Below are 14,235 nucleotides of genomic sequence, written 5' to 3' on the forward strand. Positions count from 1 at the left end.
CGCTCACAAACAGGCCTCCAGCGGCGGCATCTGCCCCGCCCTCGCCGCGCGGAGTCACGACGCCACCTCCTGGCGCAGTTCGAACACGAAACCCCGTCGGACGAAGTCCTCGGCCTCGGCCACCACCGCCTCGTGCTCGGCAGACCACTCTGAGGCCTCGGCATTGGCAGTCGTGAGGTGGCCCTGCGGGTTCAGCACGAACGGGCCGAAGCGCTCCCATACATCGCTGCGCTGAGTGGGCCGGGTGAAGTGAATGAGTGCCGGCTCCTCGTCCTGGTCGCCCTCAGAGCCCTCCCCCTCCCAGGCCTCCAACGTCCATCCGTTGGAGAGCGCGTACTTGTGCGGCCCGCTGCCGAACGCGTCCGGGTCGTACACCTTCAGGCCCGACACCTTGCCGTCCCGGCAGGCCTGGGCGAGCGGCGCGACGACGTCGTCCGCATGGACCATCCACCACACCTCGAGCTCACGCTCAGCCTGGAGGGCCTCTCCCTCGAGCGTTCCGGCGAGGTGGTGGCTGCGTCGCAGAGCGGACATGCCACTCCGCCAGGTGGCTGGCTTGCGCTCTCCGGTGGTGTCGTTCACCAACCACAGACGGAGGATGACGTGTCCCTCATTGCGCTCCGGCAATTCCACGCGCCAGGTGCTCGTCGCGGCCGCACTGGACGCACTGGAGTCAGACAGCTGTCGCGCAGCCCCACGCTGAACGGCCTCCCGAGCTGGGGAGTCTTCCGCGCGGAGTTCGCGGACGAGCATCTTCACCACCTCCCCGGGAACGCCCTCCGGGAAGGCGGCGCCCGTCCACCCTTCGATAGCAAGGGACCAGCTCGCGGGGCCGAACAACTCCGCTCCCTTGCGCTTCGTCGCCTTCTCCACCCAGACGTCGATCTCCAGGCCGCGACCTTGGCCGAGCCCGAAGGACCAGGTAGTCCCCTTCCATTGCGTGAGCTGCCACCGCTCCGCCCCGGGCTGCTGGACCTTCCCGACGGGAGCTGCTGGCGCTTCTGCAGCCGGGCCGGCTCCATCCCTGGCAGTTTGCCCACCCCCGCCTCCCGAAGGAGGGAACAGCTCAGGAAGGAGGACGCGCCCCATGGCAACCTCCATTTCCCGTGCGAACGCCGTTCGCTGCTCCCACTCGTGGGCGTTCTTCGAGCTCATCGGCTTCCCGGCCTGGTTGAACCAGCGGTTCGGGTAGCTGAAGGTCTCCGCGCGCTCGAGCGTCCGCTTGTCCTCGTCGAGCACCCATGGGCCCATGGTCGCGGTGGCGTGCAAGTCGAAGGAGAGCCACGCGTGCTCCCACCCGTCGACGATCTCCCGGATGACACGCCAGCCGCCGAACCCAGGGAGGTACTCCCAGCTCTCGTCGTCGATGGCGTCGTTGATGGTGAGCACCAGGCCGCGCATCCACTCGCCCGCGGCGTTCGCCTCCGGCATCCCCCGCATGAACGCCTCCACCTCGCGTGCATCAGGCAGGCGGGATAGGTCCATATCCTTCAACAGCCCGCGAGGCTCAAACGCGGCCGCGCCAGTCGTCTGGTCCAGCAGCACCCTGCGGCGGTTGTCCATAGAAAGCCGTCCACCTTCCTCGGTGGCATGCTCCACGCACAGAGCAAGGCCGAATCCCCCTCCGCCCACGATCGCCCCGCGCTTTGACGCTCGGTCATCGCGGTTGATGGAGATCCATGCTCGAGGGCGCTCCCGAGTGCCGCACGCCTCGCATGCCCGTGGGCTACTGCCGTGCACCTTCACCAAGAACGTGGAGTGGCCGATCCGGGGCTTGCCGAGCAACTGCTCCATCGAGGACAGGTCCAGGTCGCTGAAGGACGGGTCCGCCGCCCCATCGGTTGACGGCACGACGAACGGATCATCGAGTTCTGGCACGTCGCGCTCGGCCTGGGCGGTAGGCGCGTCTTTCTCCCCGTCCTGTTCCTCCACCTCGGCCTTGCACTTCGGGCAGTAGAACCCCCTCGCGTCCTCCTCACCCACCGGCTGGAGCTCCGCAGCCTTGAAGGTCTCTCCGCACCCGTCGCACTCGCAGGGGTGGTCGGTCGTCGCCTCCATCCGCGGGAGCGCCTCTGGTGCAGAGTCCTCCCCGCTCGGCTCGGGCCAGGTCGCCCCCAGGTACTCGGCCACAGCGCGCAACACCGCTTTCGGGACCCAGTGCCAGCGCGGGTCCTGCTCGTAGGCCAGTGTGGTGGCCTTGTCGCCCAGGTGGCTGACGACAGCACTCACCGCCTCGCCGTTCTGGAAGGCCAAGCCGTACCCTGGCACCCAGTACAGCGGGGGCGTCTCGTCCTTCCCTCCCACCAGAATGCACCCCTGGTCGCCGCCCTTACCTATGGAGAGCTGGCCCTTGAAGGGCCGCACCTTCCAGCCCGGCGCGCCCGGCAGTTCCACGGCCACCGCGGTGAAACGCTTGCACCTGCAGCGACGGCCCTTCGCCTTGCCGCCGCAGCGGCCCGTCCCGTCCTGGTGGTCCGCCACCGAGTGGCCGCAATCACAGCAAGGGATGCGCGGGGCCGGCACGGCGTCGTCCAATTCGGTTGCCTGTCGCGCGCTGGCCTGCTGTGCGCTCGCCGTGCGTGCCGAGGCCGCGGGCCCCGTGCGCTTCGTCCCCGTCGCCGCTGAGCTCGCCGCGCGCGAGCGTCTACGGCCCTTGCCCTTCGGGGGCTCCGGGGGCGGCTCATCCTCCTTTGGCGAGACCTCGGCGGCCTGGGCCTGGACGGACGCCGCCGGCGCCATCCCATCCAAGGGGAGCGCCTGCTGCTCGGGGGATTCAGGGCTCACGCCCGTGGTGGCGGCACGCATCAGGCGCGCGTGGCTCTGCCGCATCACATCGGCCTGGGCCTCCAGTCCGGCGAGCAGTCGCGCCTTGAGGGCCTCCAGTTCCTTCAGCCCGTCCTCGAGCACCAGCGCCTGGTTAAATGCCGTGCTCCTCTGCTCGTGGTTCAGCGTGGTAGGGATTGCGGTGGACATCGAAAGCTCCAGAGGCGAGGCCGATGGCCCGGCGGAAGGGGTGTTGATGAGCGCCGCGCGACGGGCCTTCAGCCACGCCAGGCGCTCGCCCTGACCGAGTCCCTTCATCGGGTCGACCAGGGTCCATGTGTTGGGAAGGTGCGCGCGGAGCTCGTCCACGTACGTGGAGCCCGCGTACACGGTGAGGTGGGCTGGGGTACCCTCGTCGTCGTCCACGAGGTTGCGGATGACGTCACGCGCCCAGTCCGCGCGCTCCTTGGGCGGGAGGTCCTCAAGGTGCAGGTCGTACGGTTCAAGGCCCTCGTTCGGGTCCGTGAGTCTGTACTTCGCGCTGAGAATCCAGACGTCCTGGCCGAACTCGGACTCAGCCACCTCGAGCGCGGCCCGGAAGAGCGGGCCCGTGTAGAGTTCCCTCGCCGGCGCGGCCCGGTCCAGCTTCGACTTTCCACAGCCCACCAGGGCGTAGCGGCGCTGGAAGGCGGTCATGGCGCGCGCTCCTCCACCCGGCGGAACTCCACCACCCACACCCAGGGGTTGGCGTCCCAGGACTCGGTACCGTTGATGATCTCCCAGAGACGAGCAAATGCATCCTCTGGTGTCCTGCCCCATGGCTCGGGGCAGGTGGCGGCGTCATGCGTCCACCACACCCCGCTCGGGTCCATGTGGCGAGGAACAGAGCGGATGCCCTCCGCCCGCGCGTCTGCCTCGGAGATGTCGCGCAGGCGCTCCACGCGGACGCCCGTCACCTCCAGCGTGAGCCGCGCGCCCTCGCGAAACACCCCGTTCGCGATGCACCTCCCAAGCAGCGAAGTCTCGCCCCCCTTCAGCCGCACTGGAAATGGCAGCCAGTCGGTCTCCGCGCCATCCGCCTCGTAACTCAGGCGGCACTGGCGGAACCCGCGCCAAGCGATGACCCGGGCACTCTCGCGCACCCAGAGGCGGTCCCCAGGGGAGCCGTAGGGGCAGACAGCAGGGTAGATGGTGCCGTCCTGGTCGCGGAACGTCCGCGTCATTGTCTCGGGCCACCGCGTCTCGTCGAGGCTGTTGACGAAGCCATTGCGGAGGTCCAAACGCCAGATCGGCTTCCCCTCGCTGCTGGGGATCAGCCGAGGATGCGGATTCACCACCCGCCGGGTCTGCGTCTTCCGGCCGTCCAACAGCGCCCGGACCATGGGCCCGGAGAACAGAATGGGACGCTCGCGGGGCTCAGCCATTGTCCACGTCCTCTCCGTCGGGCAGACCCGGCATGTCGGGGTCAATCGCGTGCTTCCTGGTAAAGGCCTCGGGCGGGGCCCTCCGCGTCCAGGTCGAAGCGGTCGCCGAAGGGAGAAGCCGACGCCGGCCGAACAGCCATGCCACGACGAGATCCGCAGCCTCGTGGGCGTCGAAGTCCCGGCCCTGTGCACCGGCGCGCATGGACGAGAAGGTGATGAGGTTGGCCACCATCTCCTTGAGGTCCGCCGGCAGTTCGCCCCCGACCACGGAGCGAAGCACGCCGAGGGCCGCGTCCATTTCCTTCAGCCGCTCACCCTGCTGGGCGAAGGTGGTGGGGGTGTCGCACACGCCGAGCACGGTGCGGGCAGCCGCCTCAACGGAGCACAGGTGCTCCAGCTCGCGGGAGGCCTTCACCAGCGCCTGGCGCGTCTGCTCGTGGGCGCGGTGCTCCCGGTCCAGGGAGTCGGCCAGTTCCTCGGCGTCGGAGGTGGGCGCCGGGGTGTCGGTGAGGGCCGCTGTCAGCCTCCGCGACACGTCATCCGCGAGTTGCACAAGGGTGCCGTACTCACGGGGGCGCACACGCTCTCGCGCGGCCTCATTGAGCGAGTCCCGCGCAGACGCAGCCGCCCGCGTCAGCACGTCAGAGCGGTGCTCCAGCAGGGAGATATACCCCTTGAGTCGCTGGGCGCACCGCACGTATCCCAGCAACGCCCCCTCGACGTCTGCGTCGACCTGCTCGGGCGTCAACGCCTTGACTGTGGTGGGCTCGGAAAACGGGGGGCCGTTGGGCGTACTCATGCGGCACCTCGCAGAGGCTCCACGCACACCTCGAGCTCGACGCCCAGCTCCGGCTCCTCGCCGACCAGGACGTCCAGCTCCACTCCAGCCTCGGGCGTCTCGCCCACGAGGAAGGGCACCTCCACCAGGAGGGAGCCCTTCGAGGGCCGGGCGAGGATGTGCCCCGCCTCGACCTCCCGCTCCGCCGCCAGCTCGGCCTGGATGGCCTCAGCGAGCAGGGGGAGGATGTTCTGCACGAAGCCCACAGCCTGCGGGTCATCCCCGTAGGACGCGCACTCGCCGGCGTCCGGCATGCTCGTGCCGTCGTACCAGGCGCGGAAGTCCTCCTCGGAGATGGAGGTGGTGTCCTTCCACCGCGCGAGGTACTGGACACACGTCACCTCGACGAAGTGGCTCCACTCCTTGCGAGCCGTCTCCATGGAGATAGAGCCCTCGCGGCGCCAGCGGAGGATGCGCTCGCGGATGCCCTGAAACGTCTTCTCCTCGTCGTAGACGGTCGCCGGACGGAACTTCCCGGCGCAGTAGCTCGGGTACTGCGCGAAGTCCTTCCCGAGGAAGAACTCCCGGAAGTCATCGTGCCCATGGTGACTCCACCAGTGGCCGAAGTTTCCCCAGTCGGAGACGGCGGAGAAAACGCCGGTGGAGTCCATGAGGACCACCGCCCAGCCGTGCTTGCTGCGCAGCACATAGCGCCAGACCGTGACGGGTGTACTCATCGCGCACCTCCAACCGAGAGCACGCTCACCACGTGCTTCACCCGTGCGTGCAGGGCCTTGTCAGCCTCGATGACGGCGAGGTCGAGCGCCTCCCAGTCGGCCACCTCGGAGAGCAGTTCGGCCAGGGCAACAGCCTCATCCTGCACATCAACCCTCGTCACCCGATAACCGGTGCGGTCGTGGCTGATGCACCACCTGAAATCGGTGGGCCAGAAGTCGACGTTGGGGTGCACGGAGAGCCCGCGGGAGCGCCATACGGCCGGCACGCGCACCAGTCCGCGCGGGGTGTAGGCCCTCACGAGCGACACCACCTTGAAGTCAGGGGCGAGGCAGGACCAGCGCACAGCTGCGTCGAAGTCGACGAGCTCGGGGCTGTCGAGGTACGCCGCCGTCGTCGGGTCCTCGTACTTGATGCAGTCCGGGCAGACCCCTCGCAGGGCCCAGGACCACGTCACGGTGTAGCACTGGAGCAGGGACTCGAAGAACGCCGCCTGACGGCGCCAGCCCGAGTGACCACTGAGGTCCGGAAGCATCTGCTCGTGGAGCTGGCGCACCAGCTTCTCCAGCCACTCCCCCACCGCCTCCGGCTTCGGGCACTTCACCCGCTCGCAGACGCGGCACGTCGTCTGCCAGTCCTGCCACTCCGGGTACGAGAGGACGCTCATGCCACACCGCCCTTCGCACCAGCGTTGCGGTGGTTCTTGGGGTTGGCAGAGCAGCCATGGGAGTGCCCGCCCTGGTCCACCTCGCACCCGAAGCACACTTGGGCGGGGTCGTAGCCGAGGGCGTTCCGGAGCGCCTGGCGCGCGTCCGTGCCGGATGGCGTCCACGCTGTGTCTGGGTCCTGGAGTGCTGCGAGCGCTTCCTCCGCGGCCTCGCGGAGGTTGTCTCGCTCCAGCTCGACGGCAGAGGGGTGGACCCGGACGGTGACAGCCGCCCAGCCGACCAGCAGCGCGATGACGCTGAAAAAAATGCCCCACAAGATGTCCAGCCTCGACATCGCGCCGCCGAGCACCCAGAAGGCTGCGCGGTACGTGACGGCCGTCAACAGCGCGAAGACCGGGCCGGCGGCCAGCTGCAGAAGGAGGTGGCGGTTCATGCCACACCTCCCGCCTTCGCCCGTCTCCCCTGCTCCACCTCGGTGAGAATCGCGATGACGGTCAGCAGGTCGAGCTCAATCACCTCGACGATGCGGGCCCGTGCACAGACCCAGGACATGCCCGGCTCGCCCGAGTCCGGGTCCACCTCGAGCTGGCCCTCGGGGACGACCCGGTAGACCCAGCCAGACGACGGGAAGCACATGGCGGCGAAGACCTCGGCCACCGCCATCTCCCCGGTGAGATACACGCGGTCCCTCCGGTACCCGGGGCGCACCTCCTCATGCCCGTCCCAGACTGAGAGGATGTGCTGCGTGCCGGTGACGGACGGCGGGAGGATGTAGTCGCCGACATGCAGCCCCGACACGCCGCCGTGCCAGTAGGTGACCCGCGTGCTCGCCGTGTGCGCGGCAGCAACAACCGAGGGGGCACACGAAGCAACAGCGAGAAGCGAGCCCCCCTCCTCGCCGAGAGGAGAAGCCAACGCCGAGCAACCCGGCGGAACACCGTGCAATACTCCGGCTTTCTCCAAAAAAATGAAGGCCCTCGGACTCCGTCGTGGCGGGGAGAAGGACGCGGGCACCAGCGGAGGAGAGGGATGATGAAGACGCAGGGCGCAGCCATTGGATGGACTCTGGTGCGGGTGGTGTTCGGCCTGACGCTGGCGCTTTCACACGGGCTGCCAAAGGTCACGGGAGACATCAGCCGTTTCGCGGAAGGCGTGGCGGCGCTCGGCTTCCCCTTCCCCACTTTCTTCGCCTGGAGCGCGGCGCTGGCGGAGCTGGTGGGTGGACTGCTGGTGGCGCTGGGGCTCTTCACCCGGCCGGCGGCAGCCTTCGCGGCCTTCACCATGGTGGTAGCGCTCTACCGCCACCGGGTGGACCCCTTCGGACGCATGGAGTTGGCGCTGCTCTACCTGGCGGTGCTGGCCGCGGCCGTGCTCGTCGGCGGTGGGCCCTACAGCCTCGATGCGAAGGTACGCGGTCGCCGCGCCTGACCCGCGGGCTGCTGCACCCTCTGCACCCGGTCGCACGCATGCAGGATTTGCGGACGGCCGGGCGCCTCGCCGGAAGGACCCCTCCTCGCACGCTTGCTGCATCGCGACAGCAGCGGTCGCAGATCGTCTGTGATCCGCCCCGCGAGGTCCCCGAATGCTTCCGGTCCCCCACTTCCGCCCTGCCCGACTGGCGCGGCCATCGAAGCGTCACCATGGACACTACGGGGCGCTGACGCCCGATGACCAGGCGCTGCTCGTCACGTGGCTGGCGGAGGTGAAGCGGCATCCCCTTCTGACCCGGGAGGAGGAAGCAGCGCTCGCTCGGCACTTCCGTGAGCGCGCGGATCCGAAGGCCCGGGCCCGACTGGTGGCCTCGAACCTGCGGCTGGTGGTGAAGCTGGCACGGGAGCACCACCGCCCACCCCTCCTCCTGATGGACCTCATCCAGGAGGGCAACCTGGGCCTGATCATCGCCGTGGAGCGCTTCGAGCCCGAGCGCGGTGTGCGGCTGTGCACCTACGCGGCCTGGTGGATCCGCGCCTACCTGCTGCGCTTCATCATGGAGAACTGGCGGCTGGTGAAGCTGGGGACCACCGACGTGCAGCGCAAGCTGTTCTTCCGGATGAGGCAGGAAGAGGGGCGCCTGCTCGCCTCGGGCCAGGAGGTGACTCCCCGGCTGCTGGCCGCACGGCTGGGAGTCGCCGAAGAAGAGGTCGTCGAGATGGATCAGCGGCTGCGCCAGGACGAGGTGCGGCTCGACGCCACCGCTCCCGACGATGAGAAGGGCCGCCCCGGCCCGGCGCGCGCACTGCCCTCGGGCGAGCCAACCGTGGATGAGGAGCTTGGACGGCGGGAGCTGACAAGCTGGTTCCAGAGGAAGGTCCACGACTTCGCCCACGAGCTGCACGACGAGCGCGAGCGCTACATCCTGGAGCACCGGCTCCTGGCCGAGGAGCCCGAGACGCTGCAGACCATCGGAGAGCACTTCCGGGTCAGCCGCGAACGGGCCCGCCAGGTGGAAGCCGGGCTGATCGCCAACATGCGGGAGTACCTGCACGAGCACATGCCGGACTTCACCTGGCTGGGCGCAGAGCCAGGTCCCAGCCTGCATGCACCGGCCTGAGCCAGGCCTTCTCACACGGGGCGGAGGGAGTGCACGTGAGCATCGAGGAACACATGGGGACGCGGAACGCCCCGAGGAGGCGGCAGATGCTTATCGGCGAGCTGATGACGAAGGGCCTGGAGACCATCGAGGCGGATGCGACCCTGCGCGAGGCGGCCGAGCGGATGCGCTCGTATGGCATCGGAGCGCTGCCCGTCATGGATGGAGAGCAGCTCGTGGGGATGCTGACGGACCGGGACATCACCGTGCGAGCGACAGCTGCGGGCAAGGACCCGAACCGGACAACCGTGCGCGAGGCGATGACTCACACCGTCATCACCTGCGACGCGGATGCCCCCATCTCCGAGGCCGAGCACCTGATGGAGGAGAAGGCGGTGCGGCGCCTGGTGGTGCTCGACGTGTACAAGAACCCGGTGGGCCTCATCAGCCTGGATGACCTGGCCACGGTGCCGGGCGAGACGCGGCATGCCGGCGAGGTGCTCCGGGAGCTCAACACCCCTCAGTAGGCGAGTCACTCGCGGCGGACACCCTGTTACCGGTTCGGGCCCCGAGGCGAGGGGCCGAGCCACTCGGGCTCGGGAGCGCATAGACTCCCGCCCCATGTCCGAGGTCCTCGAGTCGCTTCCCACCCCGCCCCCCGACGTGCCGGCACCGGCGCCCCTGCCGGAGCCAGAGGTCATCCTCCGCACCCATGGGCTCACCCGCGCCTTCCACGAGGTGAAGGCAGTGAACGGGGTAGACCTGGAGCTGCGGCGAGGCGAGGTCTACGGCTTCCTCGGCCGCAACGGTGCGGGGAAGACGACCACGCTTCGCATGCTGATGGGTATCCTCCGTCCAGACCAGGGTGACATCGAGCTGCTGGGCCAGCGGGTCCGCCGCGTGCGCGCCGCCCAGAAGCAGCATCTCGGCTACGTGTCGCAGGAGCAGGTCTTCTATCCCTGGATGACGGCGCTCGAGCTGGGGCGGTTCGTCTCCGGCTTCTACCCTCGCTGGGATGACACCCGGTTCCAGCAGCTCCTCCGCGTGCTGGACGTGCCGAAGGACCGCAAGTCCGCGCAGCTCTCCGGCGGCACCCGGATGAAGCTGGGACTCGCGCTCGCGCTGGCTCACCGTCCGCCGCTGCTCATCCTCGACGAGCCCACCGCCGGGTTGGATCCCGTGGCGCGGCGCGAGTTCCTCGACATTCTCCGCGACCAGGTCCGGCGCGAGGGGCAGACCGCCCTCTTCTCTTCCCACCTCGTCGGCGAGGTGGAGGAGGTGGCGCACCGCATCGGTATCCTCCACGACGGCCGGCTGCGCTTCCAGGGGAGCCTCGACACGCTCCGCCAGTCGGTCCGGCGGGTGGTGCTGGAGACCTCACCGGAGCAGCTCCCCTACGGCCTCTCGCTCGTGAGGCGCGAGCGCCTGCCAGATGGGCGCCTGGGCCTGGTGCTCTTCGGAACTCCGGGGGACTGGGCCACCAGCCCCTTCGCCGAGGTGGCGGAGCCGCTGTCCCTGGAGAACATCTTCCTCGCCTACGCGCGACGGTCGGACGAGACATGAACCGGGCCCTCCTCTTGAAGGAGTGGCGCGAGCACCGAGGCGCGTGGCTCCTCCTCAACATCCTCCTCGGGCTCCTGCTGTTCATGCTGTTCCTGGCGGAGAAGGTCACCCCCGAGAAGGGCAGCTTGTTCGAGCTGCTCCAGACCCCCGCGCTCATCCTCTCCAGCGTGGGAGCCCTCTTCGCGGGCCACCGCCTGGTGGTGCGCGAGTACGGCCAGCGGACCCAGCTCTTCCTCGAAGCGCTGCCGCTCTCGCGCACGCGCATCCTCGCCACCAAGCTCGTGCTCGGGACGGCTGTGCTGCTGCTGCCGCTCGCGGCGACCCTCCTCTTGCTCTGGAGCATGGTCAGCGCACACCAGGACGTCACCGGCCGCTTCCTCCTCATCCTCTCGCTGCGCGCGGCCACCCCGGTGCTGCTGGGCTGGAGCTTCTTCGCGCTCGCCGGGCTGCTCGGCCGCTACCGCAACCCCCTCTACCTCTTCCTGGCCATCGCGGCCTTCGCGGCGGACCAACTCACCGAGTTCGACCTCTCCAAGGCCGGACCGTTCTCGCTGCTCGGTGCCGACTTCGCCTTCGAGCGCCATCGCATCCCCTGGGGAGACCTCATCGGGTGCTGGGCCCTCACGGGGGTGGCGGTGATGCTCTGCTTCGGGCTGATCCTCTACCGGGATGGCACCCTGGCCGAGCTGTTCTCCCAGCGAATGAGCCACCGGGAGAAGGTGTTCATCGCGTGTGTCTTCGTCGGCCTCACCATGGTGATCTCCATGATGGACAAGGCGAAGCAGCGAGATCCCTTCGCCCTGCATGACGCGGAGCAGACCCGAGTGAAGGAGTCGGCCGTCCAGGTAGCCTCCGGAGTGGGCTTCCCACGGGAGCGGGCCCAAGCGTTGGCGGAACGGCTCGCAGAGGAGTTGCTCGCGATGAGTGAGTACCTCGGGCTCGAGCGGATTCCGGCCGTGGCGGTGTTGCCCATTCGCGAGCTCGACGCTGACGTGTTCCAGCGCGCGAAACTCGAGAAGGCCGATGGGGTCGTGGTGCGGGCAAACCTCGCGGCTCCGGACTTCGACTCGCGCGCCTTCGAGGCCTTCCTCTTCCGCGAGGTGCTCATCCAGGTCAGCGAGGGCGTAGTGCTGCGCGAGGAGCGGCAGTGGCTGCTCGATGGCTTCACCACGTGGTGGGCCCACCGGAGCAAACAGGAGGAGCGGCTTTCGGCGAGGGCCGCGGTGGCCTCGCGGGACGACTTCAACTTCCGAGGCTGGTTGGCCCTGCGTGAGCGCCTCGGCCCCTGCCTGTCGGGAGCACTGGCCGCCCGGGGAGTCCAGGCGTTGAATACGCGGCTCGGGGAGCCCTCCTTCCGGACGTTGATGCAGCGCACACTGGCGCAGCCCCCCGGCACAGGACTCTGGGGACTCTGGAATGAACCACGACTGGCCTCGCTGCTGCGCGAACAGAACGGGTTCTCCGAGGAGGAGCTGCTGCGGCTCTGGTCCGAAGCACTCCGTGAGGATCGCGAGAGGCACGCGAAGGAGCTGGAGCGTCTGGCCGGAATGGAGCCCTCGCTCACGCTGGTGCCGGAGTCGGCGGAGACCTTCCGTCTGGAGCACTCCCTCCAGGCGAAGGAGGCAACCGCGCTTCCCGCCCGGTACGCGCTCCTCCACCACAAGTTGAAGCCCTTCGAGAACGAGGTGGCACCACACGAGCTCTCCCGCCAGGACACGGCGCCATCCGCGAACGGGGCGCGGCTTCCGCTGGGGCTCGCGCGCGGGGACCGATGGCTCTTCGTGGTGCAGATGGATTCCGAGGCGCTCGGGTGCCCCATCCGCCTGCTCGCGGAAAGGAGGGAGATCCGATGATCCGCCCACTCGTGGCCAAGGAGGTGCGCGATCAGCGGCCGTTCCTCTGGCTCGCGCTCTTCTTCGTCGCGCTCGACGTGCTGTCGGACCTGTGGACCGAGCCCTTGGGGTTCGCGCCCTACGCGGACACCTTCGAGCGGTTCGAGCCGGACGGCGACCTGTCCCTGATGACGTTCGTCCTCACCTTCGCGCTGGGCTGCGGCCTGCTCGTGCGCGAGCAGGATGACCGCACGCTGGAGTTCCTCGACGCGCTGCCCACCTCTCGCTGGACGCTCTTCTGGGTGAAGCTGCTCGTCGCGCTCGCCACCGTGCTGGTGTTCCCGCTCGGGACCACGCTGTGGATGATCTTCCACCAGGTGGTGTCACGCACCTCGCTGGAGCCGGGCCTGCACCTGGAGGTGATGGCGGTAGCGTCCGTGCTGCGGGTGGCGCAAGTGCTCACGGTGCTCGCCCTGGCGCTGGCGTTGGCGCCCTTGCGACGGCTGTGCTGGACGGCGCTGGCGGTGCTGATGCTGGGCCAGTCGATCCTCGAGGATCGGGTGCCATGGCTGTCCGCGCTCAACCCGTTCCGCCTCACGGCGCCGCGGTTCGAGGGCACCACGTGGCGCTGGCCCGTGGAGGCCCTGAGTCTCCAACTCTCGGTGGCCTGCGTGCTGCTCGGCCTGGCCCTGGTGCAATTCCTCGGGTGGGGTGAGCGGCTCACCGCCGCCGTCCAGCGCCGCCTGCAGGGCTCGTGGATGGGAACCCTGGCCACACTCGCCACGGTGGGCCTGTTCCTCGCGGTCTTCGTCCGCTCGATGGGGAACGACGGCCTGAAGGAGGACACCCACGACGGCGAGGGCCCCCAGGTGGAGTTCCCCACCACGGCCACCGCGCAGGCGACAACCGGCCGGTACGAGTTCAGCTACCCGGCCAGCCTGCGCAAACACGCCGAGCCGCTCCTGGATGGGGCGGATGGAGCCTTCGAGAAGGTCCGCACCTTCCTCGGGATAGAGGCGGGAGTCCCCATCCGCGCGGACCTCAGCGGGAGCGCGAGGCACACGGCGGGCACGGCCTATTGGAACACGCTGCGGATGAACCTCGCCGGGCTCTCCCAGCCCGAGGAAGGGCTCGCGGTGCTGGGACACGAGACGACGCACGTGCTCGCCCAGCGCATTGCCGGTGTGGAGGCAGCGCCCCGCCTGACGACCATGAAGCTGCTCAGCGAGGGACTGGCCAGCTACGTGGAGTACCGCTTCTTCTACGCACCCGGCGCGGAGGAGGAATACCAGCTCATCGCCGCGGCGGCCCGTGCGCGGCGGGAGGTGAAGACGGAGGATCTGCTGGACCTGGAGAAGCTCGCGGCCGAGCGGGATGAGAATCAGGTGTACCCGCTGGGGAGGGCTTTCATCGAGGTGCTGGTGCGGCGGCATGGGGACGGAGCCCCGGCCCGCGTGCTCACAGCGCTCGGGAGGAAGGACGCTCCCGAGGGACTACAGGGCGCGCTGGCGTGGCAGGACGCATTCCAGACGGCGGGGATCGATCTGTCCCAGGTGTTCGACGACTTCTACGCGTACCTGGACGAGCAGGTGGAGCGCCGGCGCGAGGTCATCGACTCACTGCCGCGCCCACGAGGAGCCGTGGAGCGCGAGTCGGAACAGGTAGGCATCCGGGCCATCGTGGACGGGACGGTGCCCGAGGGCTGGGAGGTGGTCTGCCGCTTCCGTTCGGACGAGACGTCCAGTGTCCGCACGTTCGATGGGCCCTATTACGGAACGGGTCCCCACTGGCGAGCGCCGTCGGACATCTCGGAGGGGAAGATCTGGTACCAGCTCGGGCTCCGAGCACCGCAGGGGCTGGTGCTCTACGAGCCCTGGACGATGGTCCGGGTGGAGTAACACAGTGATGAATATCGGCGAACCAGCGCGGCATTGGCCCAAGC

The 14,235-nt window shown here is 68.9% G+C and carries 13 protein-coding genes; 6 read left to right on the forward strand and 7 right to left on the reverse strand.

Annotated elements, in window-relative coordinates; translation table 11 throughout:
* Positions 1-54 precede the first annotated feature (54 nt).
* The 7 genes from OV287_RS38270 to OV287_RS38300 are packed head-to-tail and all read right to left on the reverse strand — an operon-like array spanning position 55 to position 7,283.
* The gene (locus tag OV287_RS38270; protein WP_267538986.1) at positions 55-3,459 is read right to left on the reverse strand and encodes a DUF6884 domain-containing protein; all 3,405 of its coding nucleotides are present in this window, start codon (positions 3,457-3,459) and stop codon (positions 55-57) included.
* Positions 3,456-4,187: an ASCH domain-containing protein gene (locus OV287_RS38275; protein WP_267538987.1), complete on the reverse strand. Its 732-nt coding sequence runs from the start codon at positions 4,185-4,187 to the stop codon at positions 3,456-3,458. Before OV287_RS38275 ends, OV287_RS38270 begins: the two co-directional genes overlap by 4 nt.
* Positions 4,180-4,986 (reverse strand): hypothetical protein, encoded by an 807-nt coding sequence (locus OV287_RS38280; RefSeq protein ID WP_267538988.1) that lies wholly within the window; start codon positions 4,984-4,986, stop codon positions 4,180-4,182. Before OV287_RS38280 ends, OV287_RS38275 begins: the two co-directional genes overlap by 8 nt.
* Positions 4,983-5,702, reverse strand: a complete 720-nt coding sequence (locus tag OV287_RS38285; RefSeq protein WP_267538989.1) for a phiTE_072 family protein — start codon at positions 5,700-5,702, stop codon at positions 4,983-4,985. The genes OV287_RS38280 and OV287_RS38285 overlap by 4 nt, the downstream gene beginning before the upstream one ends.
* Positions 5,699-6,367 carry a hypothetical protein gene (locus tag OV287_RS38290; RefSeq protein WP_267538990.1) on the reverse strand — a complete coding sequence of 223 codons (669 nt, stop codon included), beginning with the start codon at positions 6,365-6,367 and terminating at the stop codon, positions 5,699-5,701. The genes OV287_RS38285 and OV287_RS38290 overlap by 4 nt, the downstream gene beginning before the upstream one ends.
* Positions 6,364-6,801 (reverse strand): hypothetical protein, encoded by a 438-nt coding sequence (locus OV287_RS38295; RefSeq protein WP_267538991.1) that lies wholly within the window; start codon positions 6,799-6,801, stop codon positions 6,364-6,366. The genes OV287_RS38290 and OV287_RS38295 overlap by 4 nt, the downstream gene beginning before the upstream one ends.
* Positions 6,798-7,283: a hypothetical protein gene (locus OV287_RS38300; RefSeq protein ID WP_267538992.1), complete on the reverse strand. Its 486-nt coding sequence runs from the start codon at positions 7,281-7,283 to the stop codon at positions 6,798-6,800. The genes OV287_RS38295 and OV287_RS38300 overlap by 4 nt, the downstream gene beginning before the upstream one ends.
* A 114-nt stretch (positions 7,284-7,397) precedes the next feature.
* Between OV287_RS38300 and OV287_RS38305 the strand changes: the two genes are divergently transcribed.
* The 6 genes from OV287_RS38305 to OV287_RS38330 all read left to right on the forward strand — a co-directional run bounded on the left by OV287_RS38305 (position 7,398) and on the right by OV287_RS38330 (position 14,191).
* On the forward strand, positions 7,398-7,796 hold the full coding sequence (locus OV287_RS38305) for a DoxX family protein (RefSeq protein ID WP_267538993.1): 399 nt from the start codon (positions 7,398-7,400) through the stop codon (positions 7,794-7,796).
* 154 nt (positions 7,797-7,950) lie between these two features.
* A complete protein-coding gene (locus OV287_RS38310) occupies positions 7,951-8,919 on the forward strand; it encodes a sigma-70 family RNA polymerase sigma factor (protein WP_267538994.1) in 969 nt (322 codons plus the stop codon).
* A gap of 35 nt (positions 8,920-8,954) precedes the next feature.
* Positions 8,955-9,425 carry a CBS domain-containing protein gene (locus OV287_RS38315; protein ID WP_267538995.1) on the forward strand — a complete coding sequence of 157 codons (471 nt, stop codon included), beginning with the start codon at positions 8,955-8,957 and terminating at the stop codon, positions 9,423-9,425.
* A 94-nt stretch (positions 9,426-9,519) separates the two neighbouring features.
* A complete protein-coding gene (locus tag OV287_RS38320; protein WP_267538996.1) occupies positions 9,520-10,461 on the forward strand; it encodes an ABC transporter ATP-binding protein in 942 nt (313 codons plus the stop codon).
* A complete protein-coding gene (locus OV287_RS38325) occupies positions 10,458-12,314 on the forward strand; it encodes a hypothetical protein (protein ID WP_267538997.1) in 1,857 nt (618 codons plus the stop codon). Before OV287_RS38320 ends, OV287_RS38325 begins: the two co-directional genes overlap by 4 nt.
* Positions 12,311-14,191 carry an ABC transporter permease gene (locus OV287_RS38330; RefSeq protein ID WP_267538998.1) on the forward strand — a complete coding sequence of 627 codons (1,881 nt, stop codon included), beginning with the start codon at positions 12,311-12,313 and terminating at the stop codon, positions 14,189-14,191. Before OV287_RS38325 ends, OV287_RS38330 begins: the two co-directional genes overlap by 4 nt.
* Positions 14,192-14,235 lie beyond the last annotated feature (44 nt).

Source organism: Archangium lansingense, from assembly GCF_026626635.1.
Classification (GTDB): Bacteria; Myxococcota; Myxococcia; order Myxococcales; family Myxococcaceae; genus Archangium; species Archangium lansingense.

Bases quoted from the DNA above. Each gene is read 5' to 3' on its own strand.
- OV287_RS38270 (WP_267538986.1), bottom strand. From the start codon at position 3,459: ATGACCGCCTTCCAGCGCCGCTACGCCCTGGTGGGCTGTGGAAAGTCG.
- OV287_RS38275 (WP_267538987.1), bottom strand. From the start codon at position 4,187: ATGGCTGAGCCCCGCGAGCGTCCCATTCTGTTCTCCGGGCCCATGGTC.
- OV287_RS38280 (WP_267538988.1), bottom strand. From the start codon at position 4,986: ATGAGTACGCCCAACGGCCCCCCGTTTTCCGAGCCCACCACAGTCAAG.
- OV287_RS38285 (WP_267538989.1), bottom strand. From the start codon at position 5,702: ATGAGTACACCCGTCACGGTCTGGCGCTATGTGCTGCGCAGCAAGCAC.
- OV287_RS38290 (WP_267538990.1), bottom strand. From the start codon at position 6,367: ATGAGCGTCCTCTCGTACCCGGAGTGGCAGGACTGGCAGACGACGTGC.
- OV287_RS38295 (WP_267538991.1), bottom strand. From the start codon at position 6,801: ATGAACCGCCACCTCCTTCTGCAGCTGGCCGCCGGCCCGGTCTTCGCG.
- OV287_RS38305 (WP_267538993.1), top strand. From the start codon at position 7,398: ATGATGAAGACGCAGGGCGCAGCCATTGGATGGACTCTGGTGCGGGTG.
- OV287_RS38310 (WP_267538994.1), top strand. From the start codon at position 7,951: ATGCTTCCGGTCCCCCACTTCCGCCCTGCCCGACTGGCGCGGCCATCG.
- OV287_RS38320 (WP_267538996.1), top strand. From the start codon at position 9,520: ATGTCCGAGGTCCTCGAGTCGCTTCCCACCCCGCCCCCCGACGTGCCG.
- OV287_RS38325 (WP_267538997.1), top strand. From the start codon at position 10,458: ATGAACCGGGCCCTCCTCTTGAAGGAGTGGCGCGAGCACCGAGGCGCG.
- OV287_RS38330 (WP_267538998.1), top strand. From the start codon at position 12,311: ATGATCCGCCCACTCGTGGCCAAGGAGGTGCGCGATCAGCGGCCGTTC.